Origin of the sequence: Streptomyces sp. NPDC048507, assembly GCF_043199995.1 — a bacterium.
In the GTDB taxonomy this organism is placed as follows: domain Bacteria; phylum Actinomycetota; class Actinomycetes; order Streptomycetales; family Streptomycetaceae; genus Streptomyces.
In genome coordinates this window covers 193,063-210,242 of record NZ_JBICWZ010000006.1, presented here as the reverse complement: position 1 = coordinate 210,242, position 17,180 = coordinate 193,063, and the positions used below count along the sequence as shown (strand labels likewise).

The window sequence follows — 17,180 nt, the reverse complement described above, 5'->3', positions numbered from 1 at the left end:
CGGGCAGGGCTCCTAGAGCTTCTGCGCCAGGGCGATGCCCAGCGCCACCAGGAGCGTCACCACGACGAACACGATCAGCCGCTGGCGCAGCAGCTTCGGGTCCGGCCGCGAGGGCCGGCGCCCCGTCCCGGTCGTACGCGGTCCGGGGCGGCCGCCGCCGCCCGTACGGCCCGCCGTGGAGCCGGGATTGCGCGGGGACGAGGGCCGCGAGGACGGCCCCCCCTGCGCAGCCCGCTCCCGGGGCGCGGGAGCGGCGCCGCCCCCGGTACGGCGTTCCGCGCCGGGCTCGGTGTAGAGGGCGGTCTGGTCGGCGGGGCGTCCCACGGGGCGGTCGCCGCGGACCCGCTGCGCGGGCGGCCGGCCGTCGCCCAGCCCGTGCGCCTCCCGGGCGGCGATCTCCTTCAGCCGCATCGACAGCTGGAGGGTGGTGGGCCGCTCCTCGGGGTCCTTGGCCAGGCAGGCCCGCACCAGCGGCGCCAGCGCGTCGGGCACCCCCACCAGGTGGGGCTCCTCGTGCACCACGCGGTACAGCATGACCTCGGAACTGCCGTGCCCGAAGGGCGAATCGGCGGTCGCCGCGTAGGCCAGGGTCGCGCCGAGCGCGAAGACGTCGGTCGCGGGGGTGACGGTCGCGCCGCGCACCTGTTCGGGCGCGAGGAAGCCGGGGGAGCCGACGGCGGTGCCCACGTGGGTCAGGGTGCTCGCCCCGGTCGCCCAGGCGATGCCGAAGTCGATGATCCGCGGACCCTTGGGGGAGAGCAGGATGTTCGAGGGCTTCAGGTCCCGGTGGACCACCCCCGCCTCGTGCACCGCGACCAGCCCCTCGGACAGCGCGGCTCCGATCGCGGCGATCTGGGCGGCCGTCAGGGGGCCCTCCTCGGCCACCTTGTCGTGCAGGGAGGGCCCGGGCACGTACTGGGTGGCGAACCAGGGGCGCTCGGCCTCCAGGTCGGCGGCCACCAGCCGGGCGGTGCAGCCGCCGCGGATCCGCCGCGCGGCGGACACCTCGCGGGCGAAGCGGGAGCGGAACTCCTGGTCCTCGGCCAGGTCCGGCCGGATCACCTTCAGGGCGACGCGCTGGCCGCGGCGGTCCGAGCCCAGGTAGACCACGCCCATCCCGCCGGCGCCGAGCCGCCGGTGCAGTCTGAACGAGCCGACGACACGCGGGTCCTCGCGCCGGAGCCGCATCATCGCCATGTCCACCCCGCTGACCGGTCGTCCTGTTGACCTGGCACAGCTTACGGACCATCCGGCACGAGCGCTCAGAGGCCGCGCCCTCGCCGGGGGATTCGATCGTCAGTGCGGGGCAGGCCACTTGGGGGTGTGCGGACCGGATCCCCCGGCCACGTCCCACCGGCCGCCCCGAAGCCCAAACGGCTCTCGGGGCAAGGGGATTGGCGCCACAGCGGGCCCCGGACGCAGACGCGGGGGAGGCCCGGCGGCGGCTGTGACCACGGGAGCCCGCCCACACCCCGTACGAAGACACGCGTGTGCGGGGAGTGACGGAAGTGAGCGATGTCACTACCCTCCGGTCATCCCCTCCGGGAAGACCCCCAGGGCGGGGCGGCGATCTCCACCCAGGGGAGTACTCCGCGGAGCCCCCTCTCATCCTCCCGTAGGCCCGTCAAGGGGTACGAGGGCATGAGGCCAGGGGCCCTGCGGCGGCCTAGTGTTGAAGACAAGCGGCGGGTGGCGCACTCGTCCCCCGAGGTCACGAGCCCGCCGCTGCCAAACGACAGGGAGAGGACCATGGCGGACATCGCACGGCAGGGACGCAAGGCATTCGCGTTCCACAGCCATGAGTCCGGTACGCGCCACCCGCTGGTGGCCGCGGCCATGGTCCTGCCCCTGGCCGCCCTCCTGCTCTTCCTCTTCGGAGGCTTCGACCAGGTGGTGGCACAGGCGTCGTCCGTGGGTGTGGTGCTGGGGCGCTGAGCGGCGCCCCGGGCCCGGGAGAGCGGCCCGGGCCGGGACATCGGCCCGTCGGACCCCGTGGGGACGGGGGCTCGACGACGGACGGCAGGTGAAGGGTGCTGCCCGTACGACTGGGGAGTCGCACGGGCAGCACCCTTTTCTTTCGCCGGCCCGCCGGGCGTCGTAGCCTCGTCCCGGACGACGGGAGACCCCATGGCGCACGAGCACCCCCCTTCCACGGCCCCGCCCCGGCCGTCGCACGGCCCCACCGGCACCTCGCCGACGCACGCCCCGGCCCCCGCCCGCGGACCCGCGCCCGGGCCCGCGTTCACCCCCGCGGCGGTACCGGGCGCCGCGGCCCCGTGCGCATCCGTGGCCCCGGGCGCCGCGTGAGCGCCCTCCCGCTGCCCGCCCCGCTGCCCGCCGCCCTCGCCGCCTGGGCGCGCGACGGCGGCCCCGGGCGGTCGTACGAGCTGCTCGCGGACCGGCCCGACGGGACCGTCGTCCGCTGCGGGAACACCGTCGCCAAGGCGCACGCCCCCGGCAGCGACCCGGAGGCCCTCGCGGCCCGCATCCGCGTCGCCGGGTCCCGCGCGCTCGCCGGGGTGCTGCTGCCCCCGCTGCGCACCGGGGCCGTCCACGGCCGTCCCGTCTCCCTGTGGCCCTACGGCGCCCCCGTGGACCCCGAGCGCCCCCAGGAGGCCCCCTGGGGGGAGGCCGCCCGGCTGCTGGCGGCGCTGCACCGCACCCCGCCCGAGGTCCTCCCCGGCCCGGTCCCGCCCATGCGCGGCCCGGCCAAGGTGGCCCGCGCCCTGCGCCGCCTGGCCCGGGCCCCGCAGACGGGGCGGGAGGACGGCCGGGCCGTCCGCGCGGCCGCCGCCACCCTCCCGGCCTGGGCCCGCGGCGAGGGCGTCCCCCCGCCCGGTGCGGCGGCGCTCTGCCACGGCGACCTCCACCTGGGCCAGCTCGTGCGCCACCCGGCCCCCGACGGGCCCTGGCGGCTCATCGACGTGGACGACCTCGGCCTCGGCACCCCCGCCTGGGACCTCGCCCGCCCGGCCGCCTGGTACGCGGCCGGCATCCTCGCCCCCGACGCCTGGGCGCGCTTCCTCGACGCCTACCGCGCCGCGGGCGGTCCGGCCGCGGGGGCGCCCGGCACCGACCCCTGGCCGGAACTCGACCTCGCCGCGCGGGCGCTGACCGTGCAGACGGCGGCTCTCGCCGTGGCCAAGGCGGCCCCGGCCCGGCGCCCGCTGGACGAGGCGGAGCGGCTGATGCTGGATTCCTGTGTCCGAATGGCTACATTCCGGGCCGAGTTGGAGCCGTAGCTCCGTCGTAAGGTGAGCGGGAGGTGCCGGGCGGGCGTCCGGCACCGAAGCAGACGGCGAGGAGTTGAACCGGTCATGCAGTGTCCGAAGTGTCACGCGATCATGCACACCTACAACCGCAACGGCGTTCAGATCGAGCAGTGCAGCGGCTGCCGCGGCATCTTCCTCGACTACGGGGAGCTGGAGGCGCTGACCCGCCTGGAATCCCAGTACACGACGCAGCAGTACGGCCAGGTCCCGCCGCCCGCCGCCCCGCCGGCCCCGTACCCGGTCCAGCACGCGGCCCCGGCCTGGGGAGCCCCGCAGCACGGCGGCCACCACGGCCACGGCCACGGACACGGCCACCACAAGGGCGGGTTCGGCCGGATGCTCTTCTCCTCCTGAACCACGGAGCACGCGAAAGCCCCGGCCGTCGAAACGGCCGGGGCTTCCCGGTGGTGCGCGATACTGGGATTGAACCAGTGACCTCTTCCGTGTCAGGGAAGCGCTCTCCCGCTGAGCTAATCGCGCGGGACCACGGTCTGAACCGCAGGTGGTGCGTGTACTGCGTGCGCGATACTGGGATTGAACCAGTGACCTCTTCCGTGTCAGGGAAGCGCTCTCCCGCTGAGCTAATCGCGCGGGGATCCTTGCGGACCAGTGGACGATACTGGGATTGAACCAGTGACCTCTTCCGTGTCAGGGAAGCGCTCTCCCGCTGAGCTAATCGTCCTTGGAGGTGGAGACGGGATTTGAACCCGTGTAGACGGCTTTGCAGGCCGTTGCCTCGCCTCTCGGCCACTCCACCATGGAGCCGTAGGGGTTCTCGGGAAGAAATCCCCCACTTCGAGCGGACGACGAGACTCGAACTCGCGACATCCACCTTGGCAAGGTGGTGCTCTACCAACTGAGCTACGTCCGCAGGTCACCGTGTTCGCTCCGGGGTTTTCCCCCTTCGCTCCCTGGCGACGTGTTGAACTCTAGCGGATTCCCGGGCCAGCTCAAAAACGCGTTTCCGCAGCGTGCTGCCGCCCGATCACCACCGGTCACCCCGCGGTCACCTCACCGGCGCCGCCGCGTCACCGGTCATAGACTCGCAGCCGTGCACGACCTGCCTCCCCTGGCCCGCTTCGGCGGCCTCCTCGCGACCGACCTCCGTGACGTCACCGGTGACCCCTCGGCCCTCGACTCCACCGGGTTCTGGGCGGTGACCGCAGACTTCGAGGGCCGGCTGGTCTGCGCGCGCTTCGGGGACATACGCCCCGACCCCGTCCCCGCGCCGGTCCCCGGCGCCTGGCGGGGTCCCCGCGCCGGCCAGTGGTCCTCCTCCCTCGACCGCTCCGCGTACGTCGCGGGCGTGCGCCGGATCCGCGAGTACATCGCGGCCGGGGAGGTCTACCAGGCCAACCTCTGCCGCGTGATGTCCGCGCCGCTGCCCGACCCGGCCCGGGCCGATGTCGACGCCCTCACCGCCCTGCTCGCGCGCGGCAACCCCGCCCCGTACGCAGGAACGATTCGGCTCCCGGCCCACGGCGTGGAGATCGCCACCGCGTCCCCCGAGCTCTACCTCAGCCGCTCCGGCCGCCACCTGGAATCCGGGCCCATCAAGGGCACCGGCCGCACCGTCGCCGACCTGCTGCCCAAGGACCACGCCGAGAACGTCATGATCGTGGACCTCGTGCGCAACGACCTGGGACGGGTCTGCGCCACCGGCTCCGTCGCCGTCCCCGAGCTGTGCGCCGTCGAGGAGCACCCGGGCCTCGTCCACCTGGTCTCCACCGTCAGCGGGGAACTCGCCGACGGCGCCGGCTGGGCCGACCTGCTCGGCGCCACCTTCCCGCCCGGCTCCGTCACCGGCGCCCCCAAGTCCTCCGCCCTGCGGATCATCGAAGAGCTGGAGACAGCCCCCCGCGGCCCCTACTGCGGGGGCATCGGCTGGGTCGACGCCGACCGGGGGACCGCCGCCCTCGCCGTCGGCATCCGCACCTTCTGGATCGACCGCGAGGCCCCCGCCGGCCCCCGGCTGTGCTTCGGCACCGGCGCCGGGATCACCTGGGGCTCCGACCCCGACCGCGAATGGGCGGAGACCGAGCTGAAGGCCGCCCGGCTGGTGGCGCTGGCCTGCGGAACCGCGGAACAGGGCCCGCAGGGGGCCCGCGACCTGAGCGGAGGAAACGTACGGTGAGGATCTGGCTCGACGGAACGCTGCGGGACGCACGGGACGCCAGGGTGTCCGTACTGGACCACGGGCTCACCGTGGGCGACGGGGTCTTCGAGACGCTCAAGGCGAAGGACGGCACCCTCTTCGCGCTCACCCGCCACCTGGACCGGCTCACCCGCTCCGCCCGCGGCCTCGGCCTGCCCGACCCCGACCTCGACGAGGTGCGCCGCGCCTGCGCCGCCGTGCTCGAAGCCAACCCGGTGCCGCTGGGCCGGCTGCGGATCACCTACACCGCAGGCCCCTCCCCGCTCGGCTCGGACCGCGGCGACGCCGGACCCACCCTCGTCGTCGCCCTCGGCGAGAGCGCCCGCCGGCCCGACAGCACCGCGGTGATCACCGTCCCCTGGGTCCGCAACGAACGCTCCGCGCTCACCGGACTGAAGACCACCTCCTACGCCGAGAACGTGGTCGCCCTGGCCCGGGCGCACGCCGCCGGCGCCTCCGAGGCGCTGTTCGCCAACACCGCGGGCCGGCTCTGCGAGGGCACCGGCTCCAACGTCTTCGTGGTCCTCGACGGGGAACTGCACACCCCGCCCGTGGCCTCCGGCTGCCTCGCGGGCATCACCCGGGCGCTGACCGTCGCGTGGACCGGCGCCAAGGAGACCGACCTGCCCCTCGAAGCGCTGGAGCACGCCGAGGAGGTCTTCCTCACCTCCACCCTGCGCGACGTGCAGGCCGTCCACCGCGTCGACGGCCGCACCCCGTCCGCCGCCCCCGGCCCCGTCACCGCCGCGGCGATGCGCCTCTTCGAGGACCGCGCCGGAGCGGACCTCGACCCGTAGCCCCGTCCGCGCGCCCCCGGATCCGGCGCGCACCCCGTAGCCACGGCGCCGCGGGGCGGGTAGAAATCGGAGGATGACCACCACCCTGCGGCCCTGCGGACCGCTCCGGCACAGCGACGACGGCGCCCGCTCGCGCCCCTACGAGGTCCGCGTCAACAGCAGGCGGGTGGGGGCGCTGACGATCGCCTCCGACACCCCCTTCGGGCCGACGGTGGGGGAGATCCGCGACCTGGCCGTCGACGAGCGCGACCGCCGCCGCGGCCGCGCCACGGTCGCGGCGCTCGCCGCCGAGGAGGTGCTGCGCGGCTGGGGCTGCCGCCGGGTACGGGTCTCGGTCCCGGCGGACTCGGCAGGGGGACTGCGGCTCGCCGCCGCCCTCGGGTACACCGAGCACAGCCGCACCATGGCCAAGGACCTCCCCGCCGGGCCGCCCGCCCTCCCGCGGGGCGCCGTCGGCCGCCCCATGACGCCGGCCGAGTACGAGGTCTGGCTGGCCCGCGCCCGGGAGGGCTACGAGCGCAGCTGGACCGACCGCGGCATGTCGCCCGCGGCCGCGCGCGCGAAGTCCCGGGCCGACCACGCCAGGCAGCTCCCGCAGGGCCTGGACACCCCCGGGGTGTTCCTGCGCGTCCTGGAGGCGGACGGGGTCCCGGTCGGCCGGGTGTGGCTCGCCGCGCGGGATCCGCAGGAGGCGGGCGCCGCCTTCGTCTTCGACGTCGAGGTCGCCGGGGAGCACCGCGGCCGGGGCCACGGCCGCGCCCTCATGCTGCTCGCCGAGCGCACGGCCCTCGCCGCGGGACACCACCGCCTCGGCCTCCACGTCTTCGCCGACAACACCCCGGCCCGGCGCCTCTACGCGTCCCTGGGCTACCTCACGACCGAGGTGCACTGCGCCAAGGACCTGATCTAGGGCCGTCTCTTCCGGATCCGCGCCGGGTCAGGCGCCGAGCAGGCGGTCGGCGATCTCCTCGATGCGGGCGCGCAGGCCCGCCTGGCTCTTGCCGCCGTCCAGGCGCTCGCCGTCGATCACGTAGGTCGGGGTACCCGTCACACCGATGGCCTTGCCCTCGGCCTGGTCGGCGTCGACGATCAGGATGTGCCGGCCGTCGATCAGGGCGGTGTCGAACTCCTCGACGTCCAGCCCCAGTTCACGCGCCACGTCCAGCAGTACGGCCTCGCCGCGCTCGCCGAGTTCGGAGCTGCGGGCCAGGACGGCCTCCGTGTACGGCCAGGCCTGCCCCTGCTCGGCCGCCTCCTCGGCGGCCTGCGCGGCGGCGAACGCGTGCTTGTGCTTCTCCAGCGGGAAGTGCCGCAGCCGGATGTCCAGCCGGTCGCCGTAGCGGGCCCGCAGGGCGCGTACGTCGTCCAGGGCGCTGTGGCAGTCCGGGCACTGGAGTTCGCACCAGACGTCGAGGATCACGGAATCGGTCATGCGGACAGTCTCCCAGACCCCCCGGGGAGGAGACCGACCCCGAGATGTCCCGGAGATCGGCGCGGCCGGGGCCCCGGGCATGGCCCCGACGGCACCGGGCGGTGCAGGATGGAAGGGACAGATCGCCCATCCGTCCAGAGCCGGAGGACCGCATGCTTGCCGAGACCATATGTTCCGCGGTGTCCGCGGCGGGCCTGGGCATCGCCGCGCTGACCGCGTACCGCAGGCGATTCCTGGCCGCCACGCGGATCGCGGCCTACTCGCTGGTGCCGGTGGGGCTGGTGCTGACCGGCGTCGTGGAGTGGGTGTCCGGGATGGTCTTCAAGCCGTCCGTATGGATCGGCTTCGGCCTGCTCGGCCTGGCCTGGCTGCTCTTCATGACGACCCGGGCCGTGGAACGGCGCGCCCCGGGCAAGGAGGCGGAGCCCGCCCGGGCGGCCCGCGGCGGCCCGGCCCCCGGGGCCGTGGCCCCCGCCGCCTCCGCCCCCTCCCTCGGCACCCGGCCCGCCCGGGGCGCCGCCGCACCGGCCGCCTCCGCGCCCCCGGCCGAGGACTTCTCCGACATCGAGGCCATCCTCAAGAAGCACGGCATCTGAACGAAGCACGGCATCTGAACGAAGCGCGGCGGCCCGGTGTAGCGGACGGCGGTCCGCTCGCGGGGCCAAAGCCGCGGGGAACCACCTGAACTGACGAGAGCGGGCGAACTGCCGCGCCGTTCATGGCGTGTTGGGGGCCGCGCGGGCGGGCGCTGCGCGATCATCGGCCCGACATGCTCGACACATCGCAGGACGAGCCGCAGGCTCCCGCTCCCGCCGCCGAGGCACCGCCCGCCAGGGCACCGCTCGCCCCCGAGGGGCGCGGCTGTCTGTTCGCCCTCTCCCAGCCACCCCTGATGATCTTCCTGGGGGTGATCGGAACGCTACTGCTGCTCGCCGCCGTGCACGACCTCTACCTGCTCTGACGCCCGCTCCGGGGCATCGGCCTCCGCGCCGGCCTCCTTGCGCCGCGCCCGGTACGCGGCCACGTGCAGCCTGTTCCCGCAGGTCCGGCTGTCGCAGTAGCGCCGGGAGCGGTTGCGGGACAGGTCGACGAAGGCCCGCCGGCAGTCCGGGGCCTCGCAGCGGCGCAGCCGCTCCTGCTCGCCGGAGACCACGATGAAGGCCAGCGCCATGCCGCCGTCCGCCGCCAGGTGGTCGCCCACCGAGGCGCCGGGCGCGAAGTAGTGCACGTGCCAGTCGTAGCCGTCGTGGTCGGTGAGCTGCGGCGTCGTGCCCGCCGTGGCGACCAGCTCGTTGATCAGCACGGACGCCGCGCGGGAGTTCGGTGCCGCGAAGACCTGGGCGAACTTGCCGCGCACGGTCCGCACGCCCGCGAGGTCGCGGGCGCCGAGCTCGCCGACGTCGCTGATGGCGTGTTCCCGTACGAAGCCGCGCAGCGCCCCGATGTCGGACAGTCCGTCCGGCTGGTCCGGCTCGGCCGCGGTGTTCACCAGCGCGACGACGACGTCGAGCGCGCGACGGGTGTCGTGGGGGATCTGCACGGGGTCGCTCCCTGGAGGCCGGCCTTGCGGCGACGGGCCGCTGCCGCCGCTGGGGGCCGACTCTAGCGGTTGTGCCTCCGCGGGCACCCAAGCAGACCGGCGCCGTCCTCGCGGGTGGCTCCCGCGAGAACAGCGCCGGCAACGCATATGCGGTTGTCCGCCCCGCACCGTCGCCCCGAGTCGGACGGTGTCGGGCGGCTGTAGGCCTGGCTCAGCTTTCGGCCAGGATGTGGGAGAGCTCCTTGTCGAGGTCGAAGTGCCGGTGCTCGGTCCCGGGTGGGACCGCGGCGTCCGTCCGCTTGAGGAACGATTCGAGTGCTCGGGCGGGTGCTTCGAGCAGCGCTTCTCCCTCCGGTGAGCTCAGGGCGATGCACACGACGCCCTGACCGTGGCTGCGGGACGGCCAGACGCGGACGTCGCCGGTACCGGTGGGCCGGTGGAGGCCCTCAGCGAGGAGGTCGCGGGCGAATACCCATTCGACCGTCTCCTCGGCGCCGGTGTGGAAGGTGGCGTGCACGGCGTAGGGGTCGGCCGTGTCATACCGCAGGCCCGCGGGAACAGGCAGTGAGGACTCGCTCGACACAACGAGGCGCAGGTGCAGCTCGCAGCTGACCGTGGTGTTCATAAGCGCCAGGGCCTTTCGCTCAGTGTGCGCTCGGGGATTCGCACGTCGGCGAAATCGACATGCCACCTACGGTGCCGTTGTAAACCCCTCTGACCGTTTTGCGGACCTCTGGGTCCCTCGGACGGCGGATCCAAAGCGGCATTCACGTGTGCTTCCGGCTCCGGTAGATTCGAGCCCATGAATACGGGGAGTGACCGCGGAACCAATGAGTCCGCCACCAGTGAACCGGCCGCCGAGGAGAGCCCGCACGTCTCCAAGGCGCCCGCCTTCATCAAGGCGAACCGCAGCCTGCACCTGAGCTGGCAGGTCGGCGTCTTCATCGTCGGCCTTGCCGTCATCGCCGCCGGCATCGCCATGCTCGTCCTGCCCGGCCCCGGCTGGGTGGCGATCTTCGCGGGCCTGGCGATCTGGGCCACCGAGTTCGCCTGGGCCCACCTCGTCCTGCGCTGGACCAAGCGCAAGGTCACCGAAGCCGCCCAGAAGGCCCTCGACCCCAAGGTGCGCCGCCGCAACATCATCCTCACCAGCGTCGGCCTCGTCATCGCGGGCGCGCTGATCGGCTTCTACCTGTGGAAGTACGGCCTGACCCTGCCCTGGAACCTGAAGGACCAGTGACCCTCCGGGCATGGTCATGGAGCACCGCTGACATGCGGTAATGTTTGTGGTGCGTCCGGGCGATTAGCTCAGTGGGAGAGCACTTCGTTCACACCGAAGGGGTCACTGGTTCGAACCCAGTATCGCCCACCCGGAGCAGGGGCCCGGAGACTCGTCAAGAGTCTCCGGGCCTTTGTCGTACCCGCTTCCCAGCCCCCTGTGCACCCGGCACCTCAGCGCAGCCGGCCGAGGGCCTCCCGCAGCCGCCGGGCGTCGCGCAGCCGCTTCTCGTAGGTCGACCCCACCGCGAGCAGCAGCAGCCCCGCCACCGCCGGCGGCAGCCAGCGCGGCAGCACGCCGGCCACCTGCACCACGTACGGCGCCAGCTCGTGCAGGGCCACCGCCGCCAGGGTCGCGCCGCCCAGCAGCAGCGGCGCCCGCAGCCGGTGGCGCGCACCGGCCAGGGTGAGCGCCAGCGAGACCAGCCCCAGCAGCAGCGGGCGCGGCCAGCCGGAGTCCGCCCAGGCGGCGCCCAGGGCGGGCAGCAGGCCCGCCGCCAGCCCCGGACCGTACGCCGCCCAGGACGAGGCCCCCGGATCGCGGCGGCGCCGCAGCAGCCCCACCGCCAGCGCGAGCGCCGACACCGGCAGGGCGTACGCCTCCGGGGCCGTCACCCCCGACGCGCCCAGCCGGACCCACGCCGCCGCGACCGCCAGCGCCCCCGCGGCCCCGGCCGCCCTGCGCCGGTCCGCCCGCACCGCCGCCCCCGCGCAGCACACCCCGGCCAGCGCCAGGACCAGCGCCAGCACCGCCGGGTCACCGGCCGCCAGGGCTGCGGCGAGCAGCGCGCAGACGGCCGCCGCCGCTTCCGCGGGCACCCGTACCGGGTCCAGCCGCGGACCCAGCGCCGCCACGGCCGCCGGGACCGCCAGCACGGCCACCCCCTGCCAGGGCGGGGCCGCCCCGGCCAGCGCCGCCAGCGCCAGCGCCGTTGCCGCCGCGCAGCCGGTGGCGAGGACCGCCCCGCCACCCCGTACCGGCCGCCGGGCGCCCCCGTACGCCGCTCCCAGCGCGCTCCCGGCGCCCAGCACCCCGAGCACCGCGAAGGTGGCCAGGCGGCCGTCCAGGGCCGCCAGGGACACGTTCAGGGCCCCGGCCGCCGCCCCGCCCCCGGCGGCCAGGGCCACGGCGTGTGCCCGGGCCCGCAGCGCCACCGCCCCGGCCGCCGCCACCACCGCCAGCTGCGCCCCGAGCACCACCGCCACCGGCAGCCCCAGCAGGACCGGCGCCACGAACAGTCCGGCGCCCGCGCACACCCCCGCCGCGATCCGCGACCCCGCGCGCGGCAGTACCCCGGCCCCCGCCGCGAGCGCCCCCGCCGCCAGCAGCAGCGTCGCCGCCAGCGCCGGGCCCGGAAGGTATCCGGCCGGACGCGGGGCCGTCGCGGCCCACACCTCGCCCAGCACCCCGAGCCGGGACGCCAGCACCACGGCCACCGCCGCCAGGCCCGCCGCCGCCCCCAGTGCGGCCACCGCCACCCCGGCCCGGGCCAGCCCCCGGCGCACCGGCCCGGGCCCCGCCGCCCCGCGCCCCGCCACCAGCAGCAGCCCGAGCGCCGCGGCCACCCGCACCGCGACCCCCCACCCGGTGCCCGCCCCGGCCGGCACCAGCGCCCCGGCCGCCGAGACCCCGGCCAGGCCCCCCGCCAGGGCCGCCGTCGACGCCCGCGGCTCGCGCCGGGCCACCGCCACGCCCAGCAGGGCACCCGCCGCCAGCAGCCCGGCCGCCCCGGCGCTCCCGGGCGCCTCCAGGGACCGGACCAGCCCCACCGCCATCGCGCAGCCGGCCAGCACGCCCGCCGCCGCCCACGCCGGCACCCGTACCGCCCCCCGCCGCACCAGGGCCGCCAGTACGCAGTCCAGCGCGGCCGTCGCCAGCAGCGCCCCGCCGCACCCCAGCGGACCCGCCCCCGTCACCAGCGCCGCCAGCGGCAACGGCAGCTGCGCCGCCGCCACGGCCAGGGCGGCCGGCAGCCGCAGCCGGCCCAGCGCCGTCCCGTAGGCCGCCCACAGCGCCGCCAGCGCCGCCGCCGCCCACGCCGCGTACGCCCCGCCGTCGGCGGCGGGCAGGGCCACCGCGCGCAGGGCGTGGGCGTCGAGCACCGTCAGGAGCAGCCCGAGCCCCGCGACCGCCTCGGCCGTCGCCCGCAGTCCGCGCCGCAACAGCACCGCGGGCACGGCCAGGGCGGCCGCCGTCAGCGCGGCCAGCACCGCCGAGCGGCCGCCGATGCCCAGGGAGCCCCAGCTCACCAGGGTGAAGGCGAGCGCGGCCACCGCGAGCAGCACCGCGCCCAGCGTCAGCAGGACGTGCTGTGCGCCCGGCGCCGGTCCGGCCGCCGGGCCCGCGGCGCCGCGCCCCGCCGGTGCGGGTGCCCCGGCGGCAGCCCCGGCCGACGCCCCGCCCTGCCACAGCAGCGCCACCAGCCATGCCCGACGGGTGAGCAAGTACGCCCGCCGGGAGTCCAGTTGCAGCAGCTCGCAGTCGATGAGCGCCAGCTCTTCGGCGGGCGGGAGAGGGGAGTCCATGGCCGGAGTGTGTCCCCCGTCACCCCCTCAGGACATGGGCGTGGGTACTCAGATCGGCGCTGAGTACCCCCGGGCACCGGTTTCCCGGACCGCCGGACGCGGCCCCTGCTGCCGCGCCAGACTGGGGACATGCCGCGCTGGACGCACTACCGCTTCCGCAGCGTGTGGGACTTCGACGCCCCGCCCGCCCTCGTCTACGCCCGGCTGGAGGACCCCGGCCACTACCCCGACTGGTGGCCGCAGATCCGCCGCGTCGAAGCCGTCGACGCGCACACCGGCGCCGTCCTCATCCGCTCCGCCCTGCCGTACGGGATCCGCGTCACCCTCACCGATCTGCTCCGCGACCCGGGACGCGGCGTCCTGGAAGTGGCGCTGCGCGGCGATCTGGAGGGCTGGGCGCGCTGGACCGTACGGGCGCGGGGGGCCCGGCGGCCCGGCGCCCGGCGGCCCGGTGCGCGGGCCGTCTACGAACAGGAGGTCGAGGTACGGGCGCCCCTGCTGCGGTGGTCGGGGCTCGCCGGCCGGCCGGTCCTGCGGCTCAACCACGCCCTGATGATGCGCTCCGGACACCACGGCCTCGCGGCCCGGCTGGCGGCCGGACGGGAAGCGGTTTGAACAGACCCGGAGGCTCTTGTATTGTTCAGTCCGTTCCCGGGCGATTAGCTCAGCGGGAGAGCACTTCGTTCACACCGAAGGGGTCACTGGTTCGATCCCAGTATCGCCCACCGGGACAGGCCGGTCCGTCTGATGACGGACCGGCCTTCCGCATGTAACGGGACGTACGGACTCCCCCCGGACCCCCGCGCCCCACCCCGGTCGCGGCCCCGCCCGCTACGCGGCCTGCGACACCTCCGGGCGCAGCGGCCAGTGCGGATCCACCGGCTCCGGAGTGCCCTGCCGCGTGAACCACGCCTGGAGCCCCCGCGCCTGGGCCGCGTGCCACACGGCCTGGAGCGCGTGCAGCTCCGCCGGGGTCAGCCGCTCCAGCCGCGCCGCGAACCTGCGCCCGACCGCCCGGACCAGCTCCAGCGAGGCCATCGCGTCCGCCGTGGCCTCGTGCGCCCCCTCCAGCTCTATGCCGTAGTGCGCGCACAGGTCCGTCAGCGTCCGGCGCCCCTTGCGGTAGCGGTCCAGGTGCTTGTCCAGCACCCGCGGATCCAGCACCGTCAGCGGCCGGTCGTCCAGGTACCGCGCCAGCGTCGACGCCCGGTGCCGGCGCAACTCCCGGTCCAGCAGCGTCAGGTCGAACGGCGCGTTCATCACCACCACCGGCCGGCCCGCCACCTGCTGCTCACCGAGCGCGCGGGCTATCTCCTCCACCACCGGCGCCGGCCAGCGGCCGTGGCGCTGGAGGTGGTCGTCGGTCAGACCGTGCACCTCGGTGGCCCCCGGGGGCACCGGGATGCCGGGATTGACCAGCCAGCGGGTGGAGCGGACCCGGCCGCCCGCACACTCCTGCACGACGAGCGCGGCGGACACGATCCGGTCCTGCTCGACGTCCACCCCGGTGGTCTCCGTGTCGAATGCGGCCAGCGGGCCCTCGTACCAGCGTGTCATGGCGAACTCCTCGTCCCCGATCGGCAGATGGAGCGCATCCCGGGCGTTACTGCCACGGCGCGCGCCACCTTGCCGAATCGGTGATACCCGGGCCGTTTGCCCCGTACGCCGTTTGCGGGCGGCCGGGTGCGGAGACAACTCCTGCGGGGGACCGCGCGCATGACCGGCCGTCACCCCGCATCCGCTCACGGCGCAGCCCGGAAGGCATGGGGAGCCGGCCATGGCGCTCACACAGCCCGAACCGGGCGGGTTGCTGCAAGGACCGCCCGCTCCACGGACCGGCCCCCTGCGCGGCACACTCGCCACCACCGCCTGCATGGAGACCCTCCAGGTGGGATACCTGCACGCCGTCGCCGCCGCGGCCGGCTGCTCGCTCTCCCAGCCCTTCCCGGACAACGGCATCGACTGGCACGTCAGCCACGGCGCCCCGGAACACGTCGTCGACGACGAGGTGACCGTCAAGGTGCAGCTGAAGGCGACCTACCAGGTGCCGCCCCGGCCGCCCGGGGCCACCTTCGGCTTCACCCTCGACAACGAGCACCTCGTGAAGCTGGCCCGCACCCCGGTCGCCGTCCACAAGATCCTCGTCGTGATGCTCGTCCCGCGGGAGCGCGAGGAGTGGCTGAGCGCCGGGCACGACCGGCTCGACCTGCGGCACTGCTGCTACTGGACCAACCTCGCCGGACACCCCGTGACCGGCCGGCGCCGGACCACCGTACGGATACCGACGTCGCGGATCTTCGACGACCGGGCGCTGTGCGAGATCATGACCCGGGTCGGGTCGGGAGGGACACCCTGATGAACCGGAACTCACCGCACCTCGAACCGCTGCCGTCCCCGGAGTTCGTCCCGGGCGCACCCGATCCCGCCGAGGTCGATCCGCAGGTGCTCGGCGCCCTGCTGCACCGGCACGGATGGCAGCGGCGCGGCGGCGCGGCCGGCCGGTACGGGCGCTGGACCCCGCCGGGCCGGGCGGGCACCAGCCTGCTCGTCCCCGAGAGCCGCGCCTTCCCCGACTGCGCGGACCTGCTGGAGGAGGCGGTGACGGCCCTCGCGCACAGCGGACTGCCCTCCGCGCGGGAGGTGCTGTTCGGGCTGAGCGTCCCCGCCGACGAGGTCCGCTGGGAGCGGGAGATCCCCGAGGGCCCGTACGGGTACCGGGGCGAGGCCGCCTGGACCGTGCAGGAACAGCTGCGCTCGGCGGCCCGCCGCATGCTGCTCGCCGGGGCCCTCGCCGACCGGGCCCGCGCCGGGTACTACGGGGCCCGCCACCGCGCCCAGGCCGAACGCGCCCTGGACGGGGTGCTGGTCGGCCCCTCCCCGGGCGGACGCCGGCTCACCGCCTACGTCCCCGTCGACGGCGGCCGGGGCACCGTCGCCCGGCTGCACCACGCCCTGCACGCGGCCCGGGAGGCGGTGGACTACCGGCGCGCCACCGGTGGGATGGAGGCCTTCGACGCCGCCGTCGCCGCCGGGGTCAGCCGGGAGCTCGCCGACGCGCTGATCGCCCTCGTACGGGGTTCCGAGGGCGCCCGGATCGTGCTGGCCTGGGCCCCGGCGGCCGGGGTGCCGGCCGGCTGCGCGGCGCGGCCCGAGCCGGTGGAGTTCTCACCCGGCGACCTGCCCGTGCTGCGCGAGGCCGCCGCCCGCTACACCCGGGAGGAGCCCGCCGTCCCCGTCCGGCTCGCCGGGGCCGTGGTGCGGATGCGGCGGGCGGCGGCCGGCGGCGGGGGAACCGTCCGGCTGCGGGTGCTGGCGGGCGCGGAGGTCGCGTACGTGCGGGCCGCGCTCGACGAGGAGGCCTACCGCATCGCCGGCCACGCCCACCTGGTCGGACTGCCCGTGCGGCTCAGCGGGCGGCTCCAGCGCCGGGGCGGCTTCCGCCGGCTCGCCGACGCGGGCGACGTGGTCCCCGTACCGCTGGACGAGGTGGAACGGGACCGGCTGATGAAGTCCCTCGACGCGGCCTTCGACCCCGCCGAGGCGCTGCCGGACGACGAGGAGGCGTAGCCGCGGGCGTGGGCGGGCGTCACCCGCGACGGGTGAAGGAGGCCATGGTCAGGCCCGGGGCGGGGGAGAAGTCGGCGCCGCGTTCGAAGCCGAGGCGGCTGTACAGGGTCACCGCCGGGGCGTTGGCCGCGCCCGTGGTGACCTCCACGACGCGCCCCGCGAAGGGCCCGGTCAGCGCGTGGCGCAGCAGCAGGGAGGCGACGCCGCGCCGGAACCGGCCCGGATCCACGCACAGCCGGTCCAGCCGGACCGGGTCCCCGGGCGCGGCCTCCTCCCAGGCCAGGAACCCGGCGACGGCACCCCCGGCGTCCACGGCCCCCAGCCAGCACAGCGGGCGCGCCCGCAGCTGCGCCAGGCTCTCGGCGAGCGCGGGGATGCCGTCGAAGCCGATGAGCCCGGCCTCCACCGCGTAGGCGGCGCGGCCGATGCGGTGCACGGCCTCGGCGGTGCGGTCGTCGGTCAGGTCGAGCGGGCGGACGAGCGGGCGGTCGAGCGGGCTCGGCACGGTGCGGGTTCCCTTCGCGGGCGGGGCGGAAGGCCCACGGTAGCCAGCGCGGGCGGGGCGGCCGTAACCGTTTGGCGGCGCGGCCTCCCGGCTCGGTACGATTCAGGC

Annotated in this window: 19 protein-coding genes and 7 tRNA genes; 14 read left to right on the top strand and 12 right to left on the bottom strand. The window is 75.8% G+C overall.

Annotated features, from left to right (window positions below; genetic code table 11):
- Positions 1 to 12 precede the first annotated feature (12 nt).
- Complete coding sequence (locus ACGFXC_RS18970; RefSeq protein WP_393714149.1) at positions 13 to 1,203, bottom strand: serine/threonine-protein kinase; 1,191 nt, start codon at positions 1,201 to 1,203, stop codon at positions 13 to 15.
- A 546-nt stretch (positions 1,204 to 1,749) separates the two neighbouring features.
- On the opposite strand from ACGFXC_RS18970, the gene ACGFXC_RS18965 reads away from it, so the two are divergent.
- The 3 genes from ACGFXC_RS18965 to ACGFXC_RS18955 all read left to right on the top strand — a co-directional run bounded on the left by ACGFXC_RS18965 (position 1,750) and on the right by ACGFXC_RS18955 (position 3,626).
- Positions 1,750 to 1,935: a hypothetical protein gene (locus tag ACGFXC_RS18965; protein ID WP_393714147.1), complete on the top strand. Its 186-nt coding sequence runs from the start codon at positions 1,750 to 1,752 to the stop codon at positions 1,933 to 1,935.
- A 368-nt stretch (positions 1,936 to 2,303) separates the two neighbouring features.
- On the top strand, positions 2,304 to 3,242 hold the full coding sequence (locus ACGFXC_RS18960; protein ID WP_393714145.1) for a phosphotransferase family protein: 939 nt from the start codon (positions 2,304 to 2,306) through the stop codon (positions 3,240 to 3,242).
- A 75-nt stretch (positions 3,243 to 3,317) separates the two neighbouring features.
- Complete coding sequence (locus ACGFXC_RS18955; protein ID WP_393714143.1) at positions 3,318 to 3,626, top strand: zf-TFIIB domain-containing protein; 309 nt, start codon at positions 3,318 to 3,320, stop codon at positions 3,624 to 3,626.
- 51 nt (positions 3,627 to 3,677) lie between these two features.
- On the opposite strand, the gene ACGFXC_RS18950 is transcribed toward ACGFXC_RS18955, so the two are convergent.
- The 5 genes from ACGFXC_RS18950 to ACGFXC_RS18930 form a co-directional block, all read right to left on the bottom strand.
- Positions 3,678 to 3,752, bottom strand: a tRNA-Val gene (locus tag ACGFXC_RS18950).
- Between the two features lie 39 nt (positions 3,753 to 3,791).
- Positions 3,792 to 3,863, bottom strand: a tRNA-Val gene (locus ACGFXC_RS18945).
- 19 nt (positions 3,864 to 3,882) lie between these two features.
- Positions 3,883 to 3,954: transfer RNA gene (locus ACGFXC_RS18940), tRNA-Val, on the bottom strand.
- Position 3,955: 1 nt separating this feature from the next.
- Positions 3,956 to 4,029: transfer RNA gene (locus ACGFXC_RS18935), tRNA-Cys, on the bottom strand.
- Positions 4,030 to 4,070: 41 nt separating this feature from the next.
- Positions 4,071 to 4,143 (bottom strand) — tRNA-Gly (locus ACGFXC_RS18930).
- 180 nt (positions 4,144 to 4,323) lie between these two features.
- Between ACGFXC_RS18930 and ACGFXC_RS18925 the strand changes: the two genes are divergently transcribed.
- The 3 genes from ACGFXC_RS18925 to ACGFXC_RS18915 all read left to right on the top strand — a co-directional run bounded on the left by ACGFXC_RS18925 (position 4,324) and on the right by ACGFXC_RS18915 (position 7,134).
- On the top strand, positions 4,324 to 5,406 hold the full coding sequence (locus ACGFXC_RS18925) for a chorismate-binding protein (RefSeq protein ID WP_393714142.1): 1,083 nt from the start codon (positions 4,324 to 4,326) through the stop codon (positions 5,404 to 5,406).
- Entirely contained in the window at positions 5,403 to 6,224 is an 822-nt protein-coding gene (locus ACGFXC_RS18920; protein ID WP_393714140.1) for an aminotransferase class IV, read from the top strand. Before ACGFXC_RS18925 ends, ACGFXC_RS18920 begins: the two co-directional genes overlap by 4 nt.
- Before the next feature lie 73 nt (positions 6,225 to 6,297).
- A complete protein-coding gene (locus ACGFXC_RS18915) occupies positions 6,298 to 7,134 on the top strand; it encodes a GNAT family N-acetyltransferase (RefSeq protein WP_393714138.1) in 837 nt (278 codons plus the stop codon).
- A 27-nt stretch (positions 7,135 to 7,161) separates the two neighbouring features.
- Here the strand turns inward: ACGFXC_RS18915 and ACGFXC_RS18910 are convergent, their stop codons facing one another.
- Complete coding sequence (locus tag ACGFXC_RS18910) at positions 7,162 to 7,656, bottom strand: DsbA family protein (RefSeq protein ID WP_393714136.1); 495 nt, start codon at positions 7,654 to 7,656, stop codon at positions 7,162 to 7,164.
- 152 nt (positions 7,657 to 7,808) lie between these two features.
- Between ACGFXC_RS18910 and ACGFXC_RS18905 the strand changes: the two genes are divergently transcribed.
- Positions 7,809 to 8,252 carry a hypothetical protein gene (locus ACGFXC_RS18905; protein WP_393714134.1) on the top strand — a complete coding sequence of 148 codons (444 nt, stop codon included), beginning with the start codon at positions 7,809 to 7,811 and terminating at the stop codon, positions 8,250 to 8,252.
- A gap of 173 nt (positions 8,253 to 8,425) precedes the next feature.
- Complete coding sequence (locus ACGFXC_RS18900) at positions 8,426 to 8,617, top strand: hypothetical protein (RefSeq protein ID WP_393714132.1); 192 nt, start codon at positions 8,426 to 8,428, stop codon at positions 8,615 to 8,617.
- Here ACGFXC_RS18900 and ACGFXC_RS18895 read toward each other — a convergent pair.
- Complete coding sequence (locus ACGFXC_RS18895) at positions 8,576 to 9,196, bottom strand: CGNR zinc finger domain-containing protein (RefSeq protein ID WP_393714130.1); 621 nt, start codon at positions 9,194 to 9,196, stop codon at positions 8,576 to 8,578. The genes ACGFXC_RS18900 and ACGFXC_RS18895 overlap by 42 nt on opposite strands.
- A gap of 211 nt (positions 9,197 to 9,407) precedes the next feature.
- Positions 9,408 to 9,821 (bottom strand): SsgA family sporulation/cell division regulator, encoded by a 414-nt coding sequence (locus tag ACGFXC_RS18890; RefSeq protein ID WP_030011909.1) that lies wholly within the window; start codon positions 9,819 to 9,821, stop codon positions 9,408 to 9,410.
- A gap of 177 nt (positions 9,822 to 9,998) precedes the next feature.
- Between ACGFXC_RS18890 and ACGFXC_RS18885 the strand changes: the two genes are divergently transcribed.
- A complete protein-coding gene (locus tag ACGFXC_RS18885; RefSeq protein WP_393714128.1) occupies positions 9,999 to 10,436 on the top strand; it encodes a TIGR02611 family protein in 438 nt (145 codons plus the stop codon).
- A 57-nt stretch (positions 10,437 to 10,493) separates the two neighbouring features.
- A tRNA-Val gene (locus ACGFXC_RS18880) sits at positions 10,494 to 10,565 on the top strand.
- An 83-nt stretch (positions 10,566 to 10,648) separates the two neighbouring features.
- Here the strand turns inward: ACGFXC_RS18880 and ACGFXC_RS18875 are convergent.
- On the bottom strand, positions 10,649 to 13,000 hold the full coding sequence (locus tag ACGFXC_RS18875; RefSeq protein ID WP_393714126.1) for an SCO7613 C-terminal domain-containing membrane protein: 2,352 nt from the start codon (positions 12,998 to 13,000) through the stop codon (positions 10,649 to 10,651).
- Between the two features lie 129 nt (positions 13,001 to 13,129).
- Between ACGFXC_RS18875 and ACGFXC_RS18870 the strand changes: the two genes are divergently transcribed.
- Complete coding sequence (locus tag ACGFXC_RS18870) at positions 13,130 to 13,615, top strand: SRPBCC family protein (protein ID WP_393714124.1); 486 nt, start codon at positions 13,130 to 13,132, stop codon at positions 13,613 to 13,615.
- 38 nt (positions 13,616 to 13,653) lie between these two features.
- Positions 13,654 to 13,725 (top strand) — tRNA-Val (locus ACGFXC_RS18865).
- Positions 13,726 to 13,831: 106 nt separating this feature from the next.
- Here ACGFXC_RS18865 and ACGFXC_RS18860 read toward each other — a convergent pair.
- Positions 13,832 to 14,557 (bottom strand): 3'-5' exonuclease, encoded by a 726-nt coding sequence (locus ACGFXC_RS18860; protein ID WP_393714123.1) that lies wholly within the window; start codon positions 14,555 to 14,557, stop codon positions 13,832 to 13,834.
- A 220-nt stretch (positions 14,558 to 14,777) separates the two neighbouring features.
- Here ACGFXC_RS18860 and ACGFXC_RS18855 point away from each other — a divergent pair, with 220 nt between their 5' ends.
- Together ACGFXC_RS18855 and ACGFXC_RS18850 are read left to right on the top strand one after the other, a co-directional pair.
- Positions 14,778 to 15,356: a DUF4365 domain-containing protein gene (locus ACGFXC_RS18855; RefSeq protein WP_393714121.1), complete on the top strand. Its 579-nt coding sequence runs from the start codon at positions 14,778 to 14,780 to the stop codon at positions 15,354 to 15,356.
- Positions 15,356 to 16,567, top strand: coding sequence for a hypothetical protein (locus ACGFXC_RS18850; RefSeq protein ID WP_393714119.1), 1,212 nt, complete (start codon positions 15,356 to 15,358; stop codon positions 16,565 to 16,567). The genes ACGFXC_RS18855 and ACGFXC_RS18850 overlap by 1 nt, the downstream gene beginning before the upstream one ends.
- 19 nt (positions 16,568 to 16,586) lie before the next feature.
- On the opposite strand, the gene ACGFXC_RS18845 is transcribed toward ACGFXC_RS18850, so the two are convergent.
- Positions 16,587 to 17,072, bottom strand: a complete 486-nt coding sequence (locus ACGFXC_RS18845; protein ID WP_393714117.1) for a GNAT family N-acetyltransferase — start codon at positions 17,070 to 17,072, stop codon at positions 16,587 to 16,589.
- Between the last annotated feature and the right edge of the window lie 108 nt (positions 17,073 to 17,180).